General features: G+C 55.6%; 15 protein-coding genes. 4 read left to right on the top strand and 11 right to left on the bottom strand.

What is annotated here, in order from left to right; genetic code table 11:
• Window positions 1–487 precede the first annotated feature (487 nt).
• The 10 genes from AB8516_RS19235 to AB8516_RS19190 form a co-directional block, all read right to left on the bottom strand.
• A complete protein-coding gene (locus AB8516_RS19235; protein WP_369162782.1) occupies window positions 488–1759 on the bottom strand; it encodes a (Fe-S)-binding protein in 1272 nt (423 codons plus the stop codon).
• Between the two features lie 69 nt (window positions 1760–1828).
• Window positions 1829–2470 carry a hypothetical protein gene (locus tag AB8516_RS19230; protein WP_369162781.1) on the bottom strand — a complete coding sequence of 214 codons (642 nt, stop codon included), beginning with the start codon at window positions 2468–2470 and terminating at the stop codon, window positions 1829–1831.
• The gene (locus AB8516_RS19225) at window positions 2467–3555 is read right to left on the bottom strand and encodes a formate dehydrogenase subunit gamma (RefSeq protein ID WP_369162780.1); all 1089 of its coding nucleotides are present in this window, start codon (window positions 3553–3555) and stop codon (window positions 2467–2469) included. The genes AB8516_RS19230 and AB8516_RS19225 overlap by 4 nt, the downstream gene beginning before the upstream one ends.
• 29 nt (window positions 3556–3584) lie before the next feature.
• Window positions 3585–4214, bottom strand: a complete 630-nt coding sequence (fdh3B, locus tag AB8516_RS19220) for a formate dehydrogenase FDH3 subunit beta (protein WP_108289251.1) — start codon at window positions 4212–4214, stop codon at window positions 3585–3587.
• A 26-nt stretch (window positions 4215–4240) separates the two neighbouring features.
• Entirely contained in the window at window positions 4241–7135 is a 2895-nt protein-coding gene (locus tag AB8516_RS19215; RefSeq protein ID WP_369162779.1) for a molybdopterin-dependent oxidoreductase, read from the bottom strand.
• A gap of 19 nt (window positions 7136–7154) precedes the next feature.
• On the bottom strand, window positions 7155–7367 hold the full coding sequence (locus tag AB8516_RS19210) for a hypothetical protein (protein ID WP_108289253.1): 213 nt from the start codon (window positions 7365–7367) through the stop codon (window positions 7155–7157).
• 68 nt (window positions 7368–7435) lie between these two features.
• Window positions 7436–8104, bottom strand: a complete 669-nt coding sequence (locus tag AB8516_RS19205) for a molecular chaperone (RefSeq protein WP_369162778.1) — start codon at window positions 8102–8104, stop codon at window positions 7436–7438.
• A gap of 149 nt (window positions 8105–8253) precedes the next feature.
• Window positions 8254–9882: a 4Fe-4S binding protein gene (locus AB8516_RS19200; RefSeq protein WP_369162777.1), complete on the bottom strand. Its 1629-nt coding sequence runs from the start codon at window positions 9880–9882 to the stop codon at window positions 8254–8256.
• Window positions 9879–10388 (bottom strand): DUF3306 domain-containing protein, encoded by a 510-nt coding sequence (locus tag AB8516_RS19195; RefSeq protein WP_369162776.1) that lies wholly within the window; start codon window positions 10386–10388, stop codon window positions 9879–9881. Before AB8516_RS19195 ends, AB8516_RS19200 begins: the two co-directional genes overlap by 4 nt.
• Entirely contained in the window at window positions 10378–10908 is a 531-nt protein-coding gene (locus AB8516_RS19190; RefSeq protein WP_369162775.1) for a DUF3305 domain-containing protein, read from the bottom strand. Before AB8516_RS19190 ends, AB8516_RS19195 begins: the two co-directional genes overlap by 11 nt.
• Window positions 10909–11378: 470 nt before the next feature.
• Here AB8516_RS19190 and moaA point away from each other — a divergent pair, with 470 nt between their 5' ends.
• From moaA to AB8516_RS19170, 4 genes are all read left to right on the top strand, one after another.
• Complete coding sequence (gene moaA, locus AB8516_RS19185) at window positions 11379–12398, top strand: GTP 3',8-cyclase MoaA (RefSeq protein ID WP_369162774.1); 1020 nt, start codon at window positions 11379–11381, stop codon at window positions 12396–12398.
• 9 nt (window positions 12399–12407) lie between these two features.
• Window positions 12408–13292: a formate dehydrogenase accessory sulfurtransferase FdhD gene (locus tag AB8516_RS19180; RefSeq protein WP_369162773.1), complete on the top strand. Its 885-nt coding sequence runs from the start codon at window positions 12408–12410 to the stop codon at window positions 13290–13292.
• 24 nt (window positions 13293–13316) lie between these two features.
• Complete coding sequence (locus AB8516_RS19175) at window positions 13317–14219, top strand: helix-turn-helix transcriptional regulator (RefSeq protein WP_069127254.1); 903 nt, start codon at window positions 13317–13319, stop codon at window positions 14217–14219.
• A gap of 300 nt (window positions 14220–14519) precedes the next feature.
• On the top strand, window positions 14520–14951 hold the full coding sequence (locus AB8516_RS19170; protein WP_369162772.1) for a hypothetical protein: 432 nt from the start codon (window positions 14520–14522) through the stop codon (window positions 14949–14951).
• A gap of 342 nt (window positions 14952–15293) precedes the next feature.
• On the opposite strand, the gene AB8516_RS19165 is transcribed toward AB8516_RS19170, so the two are convergent.
• Window positions 15294–16280 carry an IS110 family transposase gene (locus AB8516_RS19165; RefSeq protein WP_369158780.1) on the bottom strand — a complete coding sequence of 329 codons (987 nt, stop codon included), beginning with the start codon at window positions 16278–16280 and terminating at the stop codon, window positions 15294–15296.
• Window positions 16281–16348: the final 68 nt, after the last annotated feature.

The following is a 16348-nucleotide window of genomic DNA, read 5'->3' as shown; positions in this document are numbered from 1 at the left end:
ATTTTCTAGTTACCGCGGTCCTCTGCGGAAATTCATACCTTGTTCTGTTGTTGCACTGATATATGCATTCCCACGCTGGAGCGTGGGAACGAGAAATACCATTGAGATAACTTAAAAAAGTATTCTCTTAAATTTGCGTTCATTCGCGTTCATTTGCGGACTTTTATTCTTCTGATTACCACGGTCCTTTGCGGGAATTCATACTTTGTTCTGTTGTTGTACTGATATATGCATTCCCACGCTGGAGCATGGGAACGAGAAAAAAAAGTATTCTCTTAAATTTGCGTTCATTCGCGTTCATTCGCGTTCATTTGCAGACTTATATTCTTCTGATTACCACGGTCCTTTGCGGGAATTCATACTTTGTTCTGTTGTTGTACTGATATATGCGTTCCCACGCTGGAGCATGGGAACGAGAAATACCATTGAGATAACTTAAAAAAGTATTCTCTTAAATTTGCGTTCGTTAGCGTTCATTTGCGGACTCCTATTTCTTCTCCGATGAAGCAGTCAAATGATCCGCAACCAATTCGGTCAGGCTGATCACTTCGGTGTCCATATCGTTGTGTTCTATGCCCTCCTCCAGGATGATGCGGCAATTGGCGCATGCTGTGACAATGGTATTTACTCCGGTCTCCCGCAGCTGTTTTTTCTTGCGGTCGAACACATGCAGCCGTAATGGCTCGGAACGTTCATTGGCACTCACGCCACCGCCACCACCACAGCACCAGTTCATCACGCCATGGTCTTTCATTTCGACAAAGTTCTCCGCCACGCTGTTGAGCAATTCACGGGGCTGCTGCACCACGCCACCGCGCCGAACGATCTGACAGGGATCGTGCAGCGTCATCGGTGTGCTGTCCCTGTATTCCAGTTGCAGACGTCCTTCGGCTTTCAGCTGCTCCAGCAATTCCAGAATATGGATCACCTCGAAGGGATAGTGGCGACCGACCAGGTTCGGCCCCTCCCAACGTATTGCGGTATAGGCATGCCCGCACTCCGGACTGATCACATAGTTGACAGCCAGCTCTTCAGCGGCGATCACAACCCGATTGACCAGTTCTGCGGCCGCCTCTTTGTTGCCGATCTGGATACCGCTGTTGGTGGCCTCGAATGCCTTGCTGCTGATGGTCCAGGAGACCCCCGCCGCATCGAAGATACGTGCAATGCTCTCGATATATTCGGGGAAATTGACTATCTCCATCGAGGAGAAGAGGGTCATATAGTCAGCGCCCTTTTTGTCTATCGGAATTTGCAGTCCGGTATCCTTCTCCACATGCGCCAGAGCGGCCTTGAGTGTCTTGAGCGTGACACCCATGGGACTGCCGATCCTCAACGCCCGCCGGGTCGCCTCCTTCATACCGTCGGGCGCATAACCGGCAACGGAAAAACCCTCCCGCTGTTTTCTGATCATGTAGGTGATGTCGTTGCCCACCGGACAGACCATGGAGCAACGTCCGCACAAGGTGCAGCTGTCATAGACCAGCGTCTCCCAATCGGCAAAGTCTTTCTCGGTCAGGGATTCAAGCAATCCGAAGACAGATCCCAACTTACCCCAGAAGGTATGCTCCCGCCGCCACAGCTTCTTCATCGGTTCCACCTTGTAGATCGGTGTGTAGCGGGGATCTTGCGTCTCTGTAAAGAAGAGACAGGCCTCGGCGCAGAGTCCGCAGTGGACGCAACTGGAGAAGTAGGATGAGATCCTTGCGTCTATCTGCTGGCGCAGCGCCTCTACGCCCTGCTCAAACTGTTCATTCATAACCCCCCCTAATCCGCATTACTCACACCCGATCGTAGCGGGAGGATCCTAGGGCGTGAGTAATGCGGGCTATGCGTTGACACCTTTGCGCCCCATGGTTGCGCCGGTATAACCGCGACTCAAGATAAAGGTGAAAGTATGCATCAGCTTGCTGAAGGGAAAGTAGATCAGCAGCAATTCAGCCAGCAGCAGATGGATCAGGCGCAGACTTTCGAATGATTGCGCCAATGCCAGACAGCCGGTCAGCATGACCAAAAACACCAATAGAGTGCCCACGTGGTCATCCAGGTCGGAGAGCAGACGGGTCACCGGACTGAGCAGACGATGTATCCACAACAACAGCAGACCCAGAAATGCAAGTTCGGCGGAAAGGATGAAGGCCCAATGGGGTATCGCGGTCCAGCTGAGACCGGTGATCCGTTCGGCGATGAAATCGATATGTGGCTGCGCGAAGAAGAGCAGCACGAAGAGTCCGATATGGAACAGATAACCGGCGATCAGCAGAAGCCGTCCACGTGTGGCTGCGCTGCGTTCATATACAGAGCGGGTGAAGACAGTGCGAATGGCGCCTGTGGAAGCGCTTCCTCTGGGGGTGGCCAGATCTTTTCTGTTGCCCGCCATGAGTATCGTCACGATACGCCAAGTGACGCCTATCAAAAAGACGCTCAGGGAGAAGATCCACAGGGGACCATCGATGAATTGAGCGATCACTTGTCGGCCTCCCGTAACTCTCTGCCAAGGTATTCGTTCGTATCGGGATCACTGAATCGATTCACTTCTTCATTCGCTATCGCTTCACCCCGTTTTTCCATCTGTGTCGCCCACAGATCGTGATGCTCCTTGGCCCAGTTAAGATCGCAGTAACCGGTCGTCATACCGTCGATGGCGCCCTCCATGCCGATGCTGCCGATATAGATGTGGCCGAGGATCACACCGATCATGAGTATCGCGCCGATGGCGTGGCCCACATGGGCCAGCTCCATCCACTCCCGACTCTGACCGAAAACGGGAAATATCAATACCAGCCCGGAGATGACGATCACCGAGCCCACCAGCACCAGCATCCAGAACATGCTCTTCTCGCCCATGTTGAAGAAGTTGGACGGAACATGCTTCTTACCGATGATGCCTCCACCTCGTAACAGCCAACTCATATCCCCCTTCTGGTAGATATTGCGCCGGACGAATTTTACAAACACCAGGATCAGCGCAACCATAAACAGCGGGCCCATCAGGTTGTGACCCTCCTTACTGGCCGATGCAATGATGGAAAAGATCTCCTTGCCGAAGATGGGTATCAACAGCGGGCGGCCGAATAGAATGATCAGGCCGGTGATGGCGAGAAACAGGAAAATCGATGCCATGAACCAGTGGATCAATCGCTCATAGCTGGTGTAACGGGGCAGCTTCCTGTCCGATGCCCCGCCGACGATTTTCACCTTGCCGCGTAGCATGTAGAAAACCGCCAGGCCGACAAGGATACCCAGCAGCAGGTAACCGCCGATGGGAATCAACTGCTGCATGCGGAATTTACGCCACTTATCGCCATTGGCATTGATCAGCACACCCGAATCCACTCCCTTCACCTGGGTGGTGCCTGATATGGGCATATCCCGCTGACGCACATCCCGCCACAATTCCGCGGCAGGATTAAGCACCATCGTCGATGGCATGCCTTTCGGCTGCTTGGTATCAGCGACAGTTTCCAACGGCAGGAGAAGCAACCACAGCAGCCACAGGAAAACCCCTGTTTTGAGGCCAAGGCCGGCCTGAGAAAGGTTGCTTACCCTGTACATGGAACGTCAGCTCTCCCTTTAGCCCGCAATCACTCTTTAGCACTGCTCTTGCCGGCGGCACTGTAAGGTGCGCGGAACGAGGCATCGCGATAGGAGACACCCCGCGCCATCACACTCGCGCTGCGATTGATGATGCGTTTGCGATAGATCTCGGAGATGGTATCCGAATCCCCCGCCAGCAACGCCTTGGTAGAGCACATCTCCGCACACAGCGGCAGCTTGCCTTCGGCCAGTCGGTTGGATCCGTACTTGCGATGCTCTTCGGAGCTGTTGTCGGCCTCCGGCCCGCCGGCGCAGAAGGTACATTTATCCATCTTGCCTCGCGTGGCGAAGGCGCCATCCTCGGGAAACTGCGGTGCGCCGAAGGGGCAGGCATAGAAACAGTAACCGCAACCGATACAGATATCCTTGTCATGCAGTACAACGCCGTCCTGGGTGGTATAGAAACAGTCCACCGGACAGACTGTGGCGCAAGGCGCATCCGAACAGTGCATACAGGCCACCGAGAGGGAGCGTTCACCCTCGTCGCCGTCATTGATGGTCACCACCCTGCGGCGGTTCACGCCCCATGGAACCTCGTTCTCGTTCTTACAGGCGGTTACGCATGCATTGCACTCGATGCAACGTTCCGGATCACAATAAAATTTCATTCGTGCCATGTTAGTGTCCTCTGTTTAAAACCCGGTTACGCCTTGCTGATGCGACAGAGACTGCATTTTGTCTCCTGCATCTGCGTGACCGAGTCATAGCCATAGGTCATGGCCGTATTACAGGCTTCGCCCAGAACGTATGGATCCGCGCCCTCGGGATATTTGCTGCGCAGATCCTTACCCAGAAAGTGGCCGCCGAAGTGGAACGGCATAAAGGCCACACCAGCCGCCACCCGCCGTGTCACCAGCGCCTTGACTTTGATGCGGGCACCCTCGGCGCCCTCGACCCAGACATCTTCGCCATCCCTGACGCCGGCATTGTTTGCATCGCGCGGATGCATCTCGATAAACATATCCTGCTGCAGCTCCGCCAACCAGGGATTGGAGCGGGACTCATCACCACCGCCTTCATACTCGACCAGACGACCTGAGGTGAGAATGATGGGGAAATCCTTGGAGTAGTCCTTGGCCTGAATCGAGCCGTAGCGGGTCGGCAAGCGATAGAAGGACTTGCGGTCCTCGTAGGTGGGATACTTCTCCACCAGATCACGCCGGTTGGTATAAAGAGGTTCGCGATGGACCGGTACCGGATCGGGGAAGGTCCAGACCACAGCCCGGGCCTTGGCATTGCCGAAGGGCGCGCAGCCATGCTTGATGGCGACACGCTGGATACCGCCGGAACGGTCTGTCTTCCAGTTCTTGCCCTCCGCCAGTTTTTTCTCCTCCGGGGTCAAGTCATCCCACCAACCCAGTTTTTTCAACAGGTCGGCGGTGAACTCAGGATGACCGTTCTTGATCTCGTTGCCGACCGGATAGGATCCCTCTGCCAGCAGATTTTCACCATTGCGCTCGACTCCGAAACGGGCACGGAAGTTGAGGCCGCCCTTGGCCACCGGTTTGCTGGTGTCGTAGAGGTTCGGTGTGCCGGGATGGCCCATATCCGCCGTACCCCAGCAGGGCCAGGGCAGACCGTAGTATTCACCGTCGCAGGGACCGCCCTCCGCCAACAGGCTGGTATAGTCGAAGGTTCCCCAGTTCTGTTGCTGCTTTTTCATGCGCTCCGGACTCTGACCGGTATAACCGATCGTCCACATGCCGTTGTTGAATTCGCGGGTGATGTCCTCGATCAAGGGTTCGTCGTTCTCGACCTTGATATGCTTGAACAACTCGTCGGCGAAACCAAGCTTGCTCGCCAGGCGATACATAATGGTGTGGTCCGGCAGGGATTCGAATATCGGCTCAATGACCTTGTCCCGCCACTGCAGTGAGCGGTTGGAGGCGGTAACCGAACCATAGGTCTCGAATTGAGTGGCGGCGGGCAGCAGATAGACACCATCGGTCCTGTCATGCATGACCGCCGAGACGGTCGGATAGGGATCGATGATCACCATCATATCCAGCTTCTCCATGGCCTTCTTCATCTCCTGGCCACGGGTCTGGCTGTTGGGTGCATGCCCCCATAACACCATCACCCGCACATTGTCCTTTTGCGCAATGTTAGCCTTCTCTTCCAGCACGCCGTCTATCCAGCGTGATACCGGGATACCTTTGGTGTTCATCACCATTGCATCCTTGCCCTTGGATTGCTCGTAGCTGGCCTGTTCGAAGCGGCCGGCGAGCCAGTCATAATCCACACCCCAGACCTTGGACCAGTGTCCCCAGGCCCCCTTAGACAGGCCGTAATAGCCCGGCAGTGTGTGGGAAAGAACACCGAAGTCGGTGGCGCCCTGCACATTGTCGTGGCCACGGAAGATGTTGGTCCCGCCTCCTGATGTGCCCATGTTGCCCAGGGCCAATTGGAAGACGCAGTAGGCCCGGGTGTTGTTGTTGCCGATGGTATGCTGGGTGCCCCCCATGCACCATATGAAAGTGCCGGGGCGATTGTCCGCCATAGTCTTGGCGGCTGCGTAGACCTGGTTCTCAGGTACACCTGAGACACGCTCCACCTCTTCAGGCGTCCATTTGGCGATCTCCTTCTTCACCTCCTCCAGTCCGTAAACCCGTTGACGGATGAACTCCTTGTCCTCCCAGCCGTTTTTGAAGATATGCCAGAGCATGCCCCAGACAACGGGCACATCCGTACCGGGACGAAGCCGCAGGTATTGGTTGGCATGGGCTGCCGTACGGGTAAATCGAGGATCGATAACGATCAACTGGGCATTGTTCTGCTCCTTGGCCTTGAACACATGCTGCAGCGAGACCGGGTGGGCCTCCGCCGGATTGCCGCCGATGATCAGAATCGACTTGGAGTTATGGATGTCGTTATAGGAGTTGGTCATGGCACCGTAGCCCCAGGTGTTGGCGACACCGGCTACCGTGGTGGAGTGACAGATACGGGCCTGGTGGTCCACATTGTTGGTACCCCAGAATGCGGCGAACTTGCGGAACAAATAAGCCTGTTCATTATTATGCTTGGCCGATCCCAGCCAGTAGACCGAATCGGGGCTCGACTGCTCGCGCACCTCGAGCATCTTGTCGCCGATTTCGTTGATCGCCTGTTCCCAGGAGATGCGTTTCCATTTGCCATCCACCAGCTTGGTGGGATATTTCAGCCGTCTTTCGCCATGCCCGTGTTCACGCACCGAAGCGCCCTTTGCGCAATGGGCGCCCAGATTGAAGGGATGATCGAAGGCGGGCTCCTGGCCGGTCCAGACACCATTCTGGACCTCGGCGATGATGCCGCAACCGACCGAACAGTGGGTACAGATGGTCTTGATCTGCTCCGCCTGACCCTTTTCGGCTGTTGCCGCTTCGGCCTTTTTCATCATGCCCGGGGTAAATCCGGTGGCCAATGCGGCGCCGCCTGCCATCAGGCTGGAGTTACGCAGAAAGTCGCGACGGCTCATGGTCTGACCGGCGGATGATCTTTCGGGTTCAACCGACTCTTTACTGCTGTCGTTCACCAGATCGGAGGTTTTATGCAGTTTCATTCAGGTATCCTCGAAAAACTCAACTCACGGTGGACTTGTAATAGGCCGCGATATGGGGTGTCAGGCGGTAGCCTTTCTTTGTCTTGGCCGACTCGCTTGAAGCTTCATCCGTGGAGGCCGTTGTCAGACCGGGCAGGCTGGCCGCGACGGCGACGCCGACACCGGCACTCGCAGTGCCGCGCAGAAACGCCCTGCGTTTCGGATCCGGTTTCTGCTTAAGCTGTTTTTTCATGAAATCATCCTCCACTCGGATTCACAGTTCAGTCATGTGACAATCGGTCAGGCTACATACATAGAGCGCTACACGGGCATACTCAGGTAACGTTTCTCCATCGCTGCGAATGCGGCGCCGAAGCGCCCCACCGCACGATAGAAGACAGCAGCTTTCGCCTCACTCAAATCAGCGAAAAAATGCTCCAGCCAACCAGCCATATGTGATTCGAAGAAGTGTGATTGCTGACGGAAACCGACGCCTTCGCCGATCATCATTGCCATCACTTCGCACAGTGCGGCAACATGATCCTCCGGTTCAGTGACACCGTCCTGGCGTTGAAATCCCAACATCGCCAGATCGTCCCGCAGCCTGCCCAGGGGTTTCTCCATCAGGAACCCCGTAAGATACCAGGAGCCATAGGGCACCAACTCACCGCGACCCATGCCGATGAACAGATCGTGAAACTCCAGCTCCACCGCTTGCGGCCGCGAATCCGATGCGGATAGACCCAACATGGACATCGCCAACGCCAACTCGTCCCTGCTTGGTTCCACGGTCGCAAAACCGGTGACCTTTTCGAGCATTAGTTGATCCGGGGATTGCCGCAACAGTTGAGCCAACATGCCGTAGGCGCCGATTCGATAGTGCTGTTCCCGATCCAGATCGACAGCAGGTGCGGTGTCAGTCACCGAACCGGGCAACGGGTTTTCCGCGCACTCATTGTCAGTTTGGACGGCTTGGCTCATTTCGGTCATCACACTCTCCTCCAAAATACTGTTTGCAAGCACCGGACCAGCTCTCATGGGAAAGAAATGACAAATTGGACTGAAATCGACCAAGTCCTCACTCCCCCCGGATCCAATCGCAGAATCGGCATCTCTCAATGGTTGGTCAAAATGGGGCTCTACTGTTGCAACCGTCCATCCAGATCCCCGCCCATGGCCTCCGCGTCCTGCACAATATCCACCACCCGGCAGCTATCGCACAGGGTAAGCCGCTTGAGCGCCCTTTCGCTCTGAAACATATAATGATCTTTAAGTCTGCTTCGCATCTTTTCGATCACCGAGCGGGTTGCGAAGGGTTTACCGCAGGCGGTACAGAGAAAGGGCTCCTCTTCCCGCAGGGTACGGGTCTGGTTACGACTCTCTGCTTCGAACAGCAACCGCGGCGTGATCCAGATTGCGTCCTCGGGACAGGTGCGGGTACAGAGTCCGCACTGCAGACAATTGGCCTCGATGAAACGAAGCTGAGGCATACCCTCGCTGCCACTCTGCAACGCCTTGCCTGGACAGGCGCCGACACAGGAGAGGCAGAGGGTACAGGCCTTTTCCTCCACATAGACGGTCCCAAAGGGAGCGCCCGCGGGAAGGCTGGCCATCGGTTTGGGCCGCTCGGCCTGGTCGTAAAGGTGGTCGATGGCAAGAAAGATCGATTGCCGCTTGCTGCCGATCCCGGAAAATCCCGCCAGCGGGATCTCAGGCATACCCTCACCGCTATCCCGCAGCAATTCAGCATGTGCAATCAGCCGGATCGATGTTTGGGGATACCCCATCGCACGCAGGATCTCCTCCGCGATGGCGAACTGTTCCTGCATCGCACTCTTCACGGCCGACGGCATGCCGCCGTCATCCGCCAACAACACTTGCCTGGCGCCATAAGCCAGAACCGTCAACCAGACATCCATGCCGGTGCTGGCCAACTCCTCCACCACTACCGGCAGATAGTGGGCGGGCATATCGTTCGGCAACGGTTGATCCGAAGCGGCATGAAACACCACCACCGGAGAACACCCTCCTTGCTCAAGATAGGTATGCAACAATTTACGCAGCCGTTGCAAAGTGTCTCTGACCGATGGATAGAGATAGCGCATCGCCCCACTGGGGCAGACACTGGCGCAGGCACCGCCTCCCTGGCAGAGATAGCTGTTCACTTCGACAGTCTCGGCCAGGCTGGTGATCGCATCGGCGGGACAGGCATCGATGCAACGGGTGCAGGCATGCTTACCCGAACGGCCATGGGCACAGATCGCCGGATCGTAGTCGAAATAGCGGGGTTTCTCGAAATTACCGGTCATCTGAGCCATTTCATCGAGTACCGGCGAGAGCTGATCCTCCTCGATACTTGAGTGGTAGTAACCGGGAGGATTCATCACCCGATCCATCAAAGGCGTGTGCGAGAGATCCAGGATCAGATCCACCGCAAGGATCTCCGCATTGGCGCGGCCGGCTTCGCCGAGATGTATCTTGAAAGCCCCGAGATACCCCTCTATCCGAAGGTCACGTCCACCCACGGGGACAACCGGAGCGCCCGGTTCTTCCACACCCCGGGTCAAGACCACGATCGGACTGAGCTTATCGTTCAGCCGCGGCGCGATCTCCAGCGCCGTCTGATCCCCGATCACCGCCACCCGGCCGCGGGACTGATAGTTGACCAGACTGGTCGCCTCCACGCCGATTTCCCGCATCGCCTGCAACGCCAGATCCCGCGCCCGGCGGTTGACCATTGACACGGCCGTGGTGTTCGATTCACTCATGTTTTTGCCTCGTCGGTTGGATCTTCGTTTTGCCCGGTCTGCGCTGTCGCCGGCTCATCACTCGCCTCATCGTCTGATGCGTCACTCTCCCGTGCATCGCGCTTGGCCAACTCATCCACTTGTTGCTGCTGCCTGAGTGCTTCCTGCTCAAGCCGGTGACGCAGATCCGCTGTCATCAGATCCCCGAGTTTTTCAAAACTCGTGAAATCCTCTGCGTAATCATCCAAGCCGTCGCAGACATTGAATGCCGCACTGTGAAAGAGCTTCCGCAATGCGACTTGGCGCAGCTGATCGGATACCCGGGGGGAGAGGAAACCGCTGTAGTCGGAGTTTTCATCCAGGCTCTCCAACGAAGGCATATCCTCGTCGCCTGGCTGTTGTTGCTCTTCGACCGTTTCGTCCTGTTCCGCCAGGGGCTGCCGGGATGCCTGTTTTTTTTCAGACCAGCGACGATAGAAGCCGGCGTCTGTCTGAACGGCTGTTTCCGGGGAATCCTCAGGCTTCATGATCGCCGGGCCCGCGGGCTGCAGATTTCCAGTCGGCACGCTTGCGCTTGGTCCTTTTCTGCGGCGCGTAGTGGTCCAGCACAAAGGCCTCTGTCCAACGATACAACTCGGCCGGTACCGGTACGGTGTAGACGGTATCGTCGCCCTCGAGATAGGCATGGGCCTCGTCATAACTAAGACTGACGAGAAAGGGGTTCGGCTTGCCCTGGTCGTCCAAATTCGCCACCACGTAACAGTGGGGTTGCGATGAGAGCAGATTGTAGTAGTAGCTTTCACACTCATCCTCATGCAGGCGCAGGGTGAATCCCGGATAGAGATAGTGACTGACCGGCCCCTCCTGGTGGATCAGGCTCGGCCCGGCCCTATCGACCCTCTCCTCTTCCAGGGCGGCTACAACGCCAACGGCCTCCCAACGGTCTTCCAGCCATCGGGAATCACTGGGTGACTGCTGGATGATCACAGAAACATTGAATTTTGAAGGGTTATGGTCCCTTGTATGGTCGCTATTCGTTGCCGTCATGGTTTGATACCCGGTGCTTATCCAATTCATGCATCGCAAGTTGCATACCAAACGATCATCAGGGCAGTAAAATCAGAAGAGAGTCGCATTGGGAAAAAAATCGGTAAAACGGATCAGCGGAAAAACAGGGCAAAATGTCCCGTTTAGAATCACTGAGGTGGGACATTTCTTACCATATTGCTACACCACCGTGGCATCACGATGGGTGTAACGGGAGCGAAATCCTATACGCCTTGCCCAGCCATGGGACGGATGCGCAAGGGCTGATCCCCCCATGTTATTCCACCGCAGATACAGCGCCACTTGCCGCCAGCCCCCACCAGACAAGGGATTAGCGTCAATATGCCGATCCTTGAGCGGTAACCGTTGAGTGAAACCTGAACTATTCCCGGTCTTTACACGCTGGTGATCGGTTTCATCGGGTACGGTAATTGCTCATCAGACAGGAGATCCAACCCGAGAGACCGCGCGTGAACAGAGAGAGCCCCGAACATCAGACCCAATCATCCCTGGTCGACCGCTTTAATCGCCGCATCAACTATCTGCGGATCTCTGTCACCGACCGTTGCGACCTGCGCTGCGTCTACTGCATGTCGGAAGATATGACGTTCGTACCCCGTTCTCAGCTGTTGACCCTGGAAGAACTGTTTCGGGTCGGCAAATCCTTCGTAGAGATGGGGGTGAGAAAAATCCGCATCACCGGCGGTGAGCCCCTGACCAGACGCGGTGTCATGCAGCTGTTTGAGTCCCTCGGCCAGCTGGATGGACTGGACGATCTCACACTGACCACCAACGGCACCCTGCTTAATCGCTACGCAAAGACATTGCAGCGTGCAGGCGTGACGCGGGTCAATATCAGCCTCGATTCACTGCAGGAAGCGCGTTTCAGGAAAATAACCAGGATCGGTGACATTCGCCGTACCCTCGCCGGAATCGATGCCGCCCTCGAGGCAGGTTTTCAGCGGGTGAAGATCAACTCGGTGATCCTGAAAAACCGCAATCATGACGAAATCCCCGCATTGGTGGAATTCGCCGAAAAACGCGGCATGGATATCAGCTTTATCGAGGAGATGCCTCTGGGAGAGACCGGTGATCACGACCGGGCGGAACTCTACTACTCCAGCCAACAGGTACTGCAGGATCTGCAACCGCACTACGATCTGATAGCCACCACGGATACGACCGGCGGACCGGCGCGTTACTACCGTATCAACGACAGCAACACCCGGGTCGGCTTCATCTCGCCTCACAGCCACAACTTCTGTGATCACTGCAACCGGGTGCGTCTCACCGCCGAAGGGCGCCTGCTGCTATGTCTCGGTCAGGAACACTCCATGGACTTGCGCCGGGTGGTGCGCGCCAATCCACTGGACGATGAGCCGTTGCGCCAGGCGATCATCGATGCCATGGAGATCAAGCCCAAGGGCCACGAGTTCGATCTTACGGCCAAACCGGTGCTGTTCCGCCATATGAATGTAACCGGTGGTTAGGTGGAACCCATGGACACCCTCTCTGATACAAAACGGCCCCTGATGACTGATGCGGGACTCAGTGCCGCGGTGGAGGCTGTTGCGATCGATGAGTATGGCGATATCAGAAACGGCCATGTTGCCGCGGAACGTGCCCTGACACTCTATCTGGACAAACAGGAACTGGTCACCCTGATGACCCTGGGCACCCGTCCCGAGATGCTGGTGCTGGGATGGCTGCGCAATCAAAAACTGATCCTGGATATCGAACAGATCAAAGCGATCCAGGTCGACTGGGAGACCGACTCCGCAGCCATCACCACCTATGAGGGCGTACAGGGCGTGAAAGAGAAGATGGCGCGTAAAACAGTGACGACCGGCTGCGGCCAGGGGACAGTGTTTGGCGATCTGATGGATGACCTGGAGAAGATCGAACTGCCCCGGAGGAGTATTCGTCAATCCGAGATATACAGACTGTTGCAGACACTCAACGAGTACAACCAGGTCTATCAACGGGCTGGAGCGGTACACGGCTGTGCCCTGTGCAGTGAAGAGCGGATTCATCTCTTCATCGAAGATGTGGGGCGGCATAACGCCGTCGACGCCATCGCCGGCCATATGTGGCTCGAAGAAACCGATGGCAACGACAAGATCTTCTATACCACCGGCAGGCTCACCTCCGAGATGGTGATCAAGGTTGCACAGATGGGGATACCGGTCCTGCTCTCCCGCTCAGGTATCACGCAAATGGGATTGGAATTGGCTAGAAAGGTCGGCGTCACCCTGATCGCCCGCGCCAAGGGCAAACACTTCCTGGTCTACAACGGGGCGGAACAGGTCAGTTTCGATGCCGTGCCGGAGGTCCGCCCGCAAAAGTCCGGGGTACGACAGGCCGGTCAGAGCAAAAGCCGATAACGGGGGGAAGCTATGGTAGCGGTGATGTCCCAGGATCAACATATCTTTATGAACGTCAAACAGGTTGCGGAATATCTTCATCTGAATGAGAAGAAGATCTATGCCCTGGTCAACGAAGAGCGCATCCCCGCCACCAAGATAACCGGCAAGTGGTTGTTTCCGAGAGAGCTGGTCGATCGTTGGATGCTCGACTCCGCCCACGGTGGATTGATGACCAACAGGCTGGTGATCGCCGGCAGCGACGATCCCCTGCTCTATCGGTTGATCATGACCTTTGCCGATGAGACCGGCTCCCATGCCCTGATCAGTTACTCCCCCACCGGCACCCGGCTGGGCCTGGAACTGCTGCAGGCCAATCGTATCGACGCCTGTGGTATCCATTGGGGGCCGAATCAGGAGAGCCATACGCGCCACCCGGCACTGCTGCGCCAATACCCGCAATTTCGCCAGTGGGTGCTGATACGCCTGTTTCGCCGCGAACAGGGACTGATGGTCAGCCGCCGGATCGAACAACGGAAACTGCAGCCGGAGAATCTCTTCGACCGCGAGTTCCGTTGGACCATGCGTCAAAGCGGCGCCGGCGCTCAGCGTTTTCTGATGGAAGTACTCAGCGGTTATGGCACCAGCACGGAAAAGCTGAATTGTGTCGCCACCGCCCTTTCGGAACGTGAGGCCGCCGCCAATATCGCCATGGGCCAGGCGGACGTAGCCCCGGGGGCACGCGCGGCAGCCAATGAATATGGATTGGCATTCATCCCATTCGGCTGGGAGTCCTTCGATCTGACACTACCCCGCAGTATCTGGTTTCGGCGCCTGTTTCAGGATCTCATAGCGCGTCTGCGTTCAACCGAATGCAAGGCCATGGCAAAACAGCTGTCCGGTTATGACCTACGCGAAGCGGGAGAACTGGTGTGGGGGGATGAGTAGATGTTATAAACTTACCTGATTGCCCATCATGCTCAATCAAGGATGGGAGCATGTCAGTCAAAAGCTGCTGAGAAGTTTTGAGTTTTTAGTGTTGAGTTTTGAGTTGTTTGACCACACTCCTCTTTCTTGACCACTCGTCACATCTTCAGCGGCAAGCGCATTAGGAAAAGATAATCTAAAAAAGTCGTGAGCTAAGCAAACCCATCCACTAAAAACTAAAAACTAAAAACTAAAAACTAAAAACTTCAAAGTGTCGCTTACACTATGGCTGAGTAATGCGGGTAAACAGATAAAAAACCTATGAAGACCGGCTATCTCACATTGGAAACTCACCCTGAGCATCTGGATTTGGTGCGTGTAATAGTCAAGGATAAACTGCCGAACACCCAGGAAGCCAGTCATGGCTCACAAATCCGCTATATCGCCCGCTTCAACGATATCGATGCGGGCCAGATGCATCTGCACAACATGCTGCACAACAACCTGGTCGATCTGGACAACCACATCTATCGCATCGATCTGAACCAGGCGATAGCCGCCGTCGAAGCCGACGACCTGAACCATGCCCGGGTATGGATCGATCCGTCACTGGGCGAGAATGACAGATCCGTTATCGATACGCAGACAGCTAAATTCAAACTGCGCCATAAAAAATGGAACAGGTTTTGGCTCATCGTCGGGGCCGCCTTCGTCATCTATTTTTTTATCATGACCCTGTTCGGCCAGATCTAAATGGTTCCCACTTCAATCTAAAGTAAGGTACGGCAAACCACACCTCAGAGAAAAAGCAGACATGGTTCTAAAATAAGAATCCACCGAAGAATTTGTGGGTAGACTTCACTGATCCCGTCATTCCGGCGCAGGCCGGAATCCAGATGCTCCACACGATTGTCGACCGTAGCAGGTTAAAAGTCACACCCGTGTATAGGGTTCCATTTCGTTTGCTGGCTAATAGATACACGCACGGTTGTCGCTTCATACCACCACCCTGGCATTCTCCCTGGATTCCGGCATGCGCCGGAATGACGGGATCGTAGCATATAGATACCATCTCTCCCTTACTCCCACAAGTAGCTATAAAGCGGCTTGTGGGGAGTAATCTTGCTGGTGCTTGAGTACCCCAAAGCACAGATGTACTAATTTGCGCATAACGGCTCCTAATGCGGACATTTTGCATTTTCCTCTCGCGAGCAACCGCTCGTATAAGGCCTTGGCCGTCGGGTTGTGTAGACTGGCCACGATAGCAGGCATGTAGAGTTTGGCCCTGATCCTCGCGCTGCCTGCTTTCGACAGTCGTGGTCGCTTGTTGATGCTGGATCCGGATTGATGCTCGATGGGCACCACTCCCAGATAGGCGGCCATTTGACTAGCATGCTCAAAATCCCGGGCACAGTAGACACTCATCATGATTCGACTGAGGGTCCGGCCAATGCCTGGGATACTTTCTAGCAGCTGCTGGTCGTTTTTCAGCTGGGGGTGGGTGTCGATATGCTCATCGATCATCGCTTCCAGACGCTTTTGTTCTTGCTCCAGGCCTTTGAGCACGGTCGAGATGGAGTGCCCAACCTCTAGATGACTGATCCCTGACAAGGCCTTCTCCAGGCGGTTGCGTTCACGCTGGATATCGCCTTGCAATGCCTCCAGCCGTGACAGTAACTCTTTGAGTTTACGTATCTCTGCCGGTTCCGGTCTCCACAGATGCAGGGGTTCTTTGGCGCCATACAAGGCTAACACCAGCGAGTCCTTTCTGTCGGTCTTGGTGTGCACCGCGATACCCTTGGCGTAATCTCTCACCTGGGCCGGGTTAAGCACCGCGACTTCACCACCTTGCTCATGCAGACCGTAGGCTAGACGCTCGTGGTAGATGCCAGTCGCCTCCATGACAAAGCGTAACCCACTCAGTGGCTGACCAGTCTGTTTTTGTGACCAATCGAGTAGGTGGTCATGGCCGGCTGGTGTATTAGGAAAGACCTTCGACTTGACCTTGCGTGGTTCGATACTGCGTAACCACAGACAATCCAGCTTATTTTTACTCACATCAATGCCAATTATCGCTTTCATTCTCTTCACTCACCTTGTTCATGCAGCCTCTCTCCGTAATGCCGGAGGGACTCCGATACCATTCAGTT

It is taken from the genome of Candidatus Thiodiazotropha sp. LNASS1 (assembly GCF_964212655.1).
GTDB lineage: Bacteria > Pseudomonadota > Gammaproteobacteria > Chromatiales > Chromatiaceae > Thiodiazotropha.
The sequence above is the reverse complement of the archived record's forward strand: the minus strand, read 5'-3'. Positions and strand labels throughout refer to the sequence as shown.

Excerpts from the sequence above, each read along its gene's own strand:
- AB8516_RS19235 (WP_369162782.1), bottom strand. The coding sequence starts at position 1,759 with ATGAATGAACAGTTTGAGCAGGGCGTAGAGGCGCTGCGCCAGCAGATA.
- AB8516_RS19225 (WP_369162780.1), bottom strand. The coding sequence starts at position 3,555 with ATGTACAGGGTAAGCAACCTTTCTCAGGCCGGCCTTGGCCTCAAAACA.
- fdh3B (WP_108289251.1), bottom strand. The coding sequence starts at position 4,214 with ATGGCACGAATGAAATTTTATTGTGATCCGGAACGTTGCATCGAGTGC.
- AB8516_RS19215 (WP_369162779.1), bottom strand. The coding sequence starts at position 7,135 with ATGAAACTGCATAAAACCTCCGATCTGGTGAACGACAGCAGTAAAGAG.
- AB8516_RS19210 (WP_108289253.1), bottom strand. The coding sequence starts at position 7,367 with ATGAAAAAACAGCTTAAGCAGAAACCGGATCCGAAACGCAGGGCGTTT.
- AB8516_RS19205 (WP_369162778.1), bottom strand. The coding sequence starts at position 8,104 with ATGACCGAAATGAGCCAAGCCGTCCAAACTGACAATGAGTGCGCGGAA.
- AB8516_RS19200 (WP_369162777.1), bottom strand. The coding sequence starts at position 9,882 with ATGAGTGAATCGAACACCACGGCCGTGTCAATGGTCAACCGCCGGGCG.
- AB8516_RS19195 (WP_369162776.1), bottom strand. The coding sequence starts at position 10,388 with ATGAAGCCTGAGGATTCCCCGGAAACAGCCGTTCAGACAGACGCCGGC.
- AB8516_RS19190 (WP_369162775.1), bottom strand. The coding sequence starts at position 10,908 with ATGACGGCAACGAATAGCGACCATACAAGGGACCATAACCCTTCAAAA.
- AB8516_RS19180 (WP_369162773.1), top strand. The coding sequence starts at position 12,408 with ATGGACACCCTCTCTGATACAAAACGGCCCCTGATGACTGATGCGGGA.
- AB8516_RS19175 (WP_069127254.1), top strand. The coding sequence starts at position 13,317 with ATGTCCCAGGATCAACATATCTTTATGAACGTCAAACAGGTTGCGGAA.
- AB8516_RS19170 (WP_369162772.1), top strand. The coding sequence starts at position 14,520 with ATGAAGACCGGCTATCTCACATTGGAAACTCACCCTGAGCATCTGGAT.
- AB8516_RS19165 (WP_369158780.1), bottom strand. The coding sequence starts at position 16,280 with ATGAAAGCGATAATTGGCATTGATGTGAGTAAAAATAAGCTGGATTGT.